2 protein-coding genes are annotated in these 1,374 nt (G+C 45.6%); both read left to right on the top strand.

Translation table 11 applies throughout. The features are described 5' to 3' along the window. On the top strand, positions 1-889 hold an 889-nt coding region (locus R7P67_RS24430; protein ID WP_318086263.1), incomplete at its 5' end, for a lipopolysaccharide biosynthesis protein. Between the two features lie 2 nt (positions 890-891). Continuing rightward, a complete protein-coding gene (locus tag R7P67_RS24425) occupies positions 892-1,293 on the top strand; it encodes a VanZ family protein (RefSeq protein ID WP_025522879.1) in 402 nt (133 codons plus the stop codon). Positions 1,294-1,374: the final 81 nt, after the last annotated feature.

The following is a 1,374-nucleotide window of genomic DNA, read 5'->3' as shown; positions in this document are numbered from 1 at the left end:
GCTGATGTGCGTACCTTTCCTCGTATTAGGACAAACCAACAGCCGTGTTTTACAAGCAAATAAAATGGTGGTGCCATCCCTATTCGCGCTTCAACTCGGCGTCAGTGTGCTCATGGTTTTGTTCATTATGGGCCTGAGCACACTGCACTTACAAAACATCAACAGCCTAATGGCGGCATTGCTGCTGGCGAGTCTGATCGTCAGTATTGCTTCAACGACTAAATGGTTTAGCTCTGGTCAATATCAAAAGCCGACCCCGACAACAAATATCGAACTGGTCTCCTCTGCGAAGCAAGTGTGGATTGGCAGCATTTTCACCAATATCCTCCAATGGGGAAGCATTGTTATTGCTGGTTTTTTCATTTCTACCACGGAGCTAGGGTTGTTAGCAGCAGCGCAACGAACATCACTACTGATTGGCTTTGTACTGATTACCATTAACTTCGTTGTTGCCCCAATGTTCGCCTCTCTTTTTAAAGAGGGAAAGCTGGATAAACTGCGAAATTTAAGTCGATGGGCTTGTCGTGCAAACATTGGCGCAGCTTTACTTCCTGTCTTGGTTTGCACCCTATTTCCTGAATTCGTCATGCAGCTTTTTGGTGATGAATTTCTTGCGGCAGCTCCGCTGTTAGTTGTCCTTTCTTTAGGACAGATGGTCAATATCGCCACTGGCTCGGTAGGATTTTTATTGCTAATGAGCGGCCATGAGAGAACGATGAAATACATCACGATTTGTTCAGGCACTATTTCCATCGCTCTTTTGGTTTTTCTTAGCCAAAGCTACGGCGTTCTGGGGGCTGCATGGGCAATGGCGATCGGCATGGCGATCCAAAACCTTGCCGCGCTCTATTTTGTAAAACGCTATTTAGGCTTCTTTCCTGTGGGGTAACGATGACTTCGACGATCGCACGTTTAGGTTTTATTTCTATATCTCTACTGACCATCGGCCTTTCTTTGTGGAAGAGTTCAGAGCTAAATCATGCCGTTTATCTGAATATGGAGAACTATGTTGGAGGCTCAAGCACGCTGCATTTTACGTTTAGCATGTTGATTGGTTTTCTTGCTGTGTTTACCTTCCCTCGCTTTACCCACGCAACCAAAATGGATGCGTTCGGGATTCGACTGCTGTTTTGCTTACTGCTGATCATCTCGGCGGAAGAATTTAGCCAGTTGTTTATTGAAAGCCGTTCATTCAGCTTTGACGATTTGAGTACCAACTGGATTGGCATGATCCTTGGGTATTTTAGTGCCAAAGCGATTACCCTCTTTCGAGCATCTCGCTCTCGTGCATAAACTCTCCGGCAGGTGACGCACCTGTTGTTAGGCAAACACCTTTGGGTTATTTGGGTATATAATCTTGCCAAATAACCCGGA

This window comes from Vibrio sp. Vb0937 (assembly GCF_033338855.1).
Note: the sequence above shows the minus strand (reverse complement) of the source record. Positions and strands in the feature narration are given on the sequence as shown.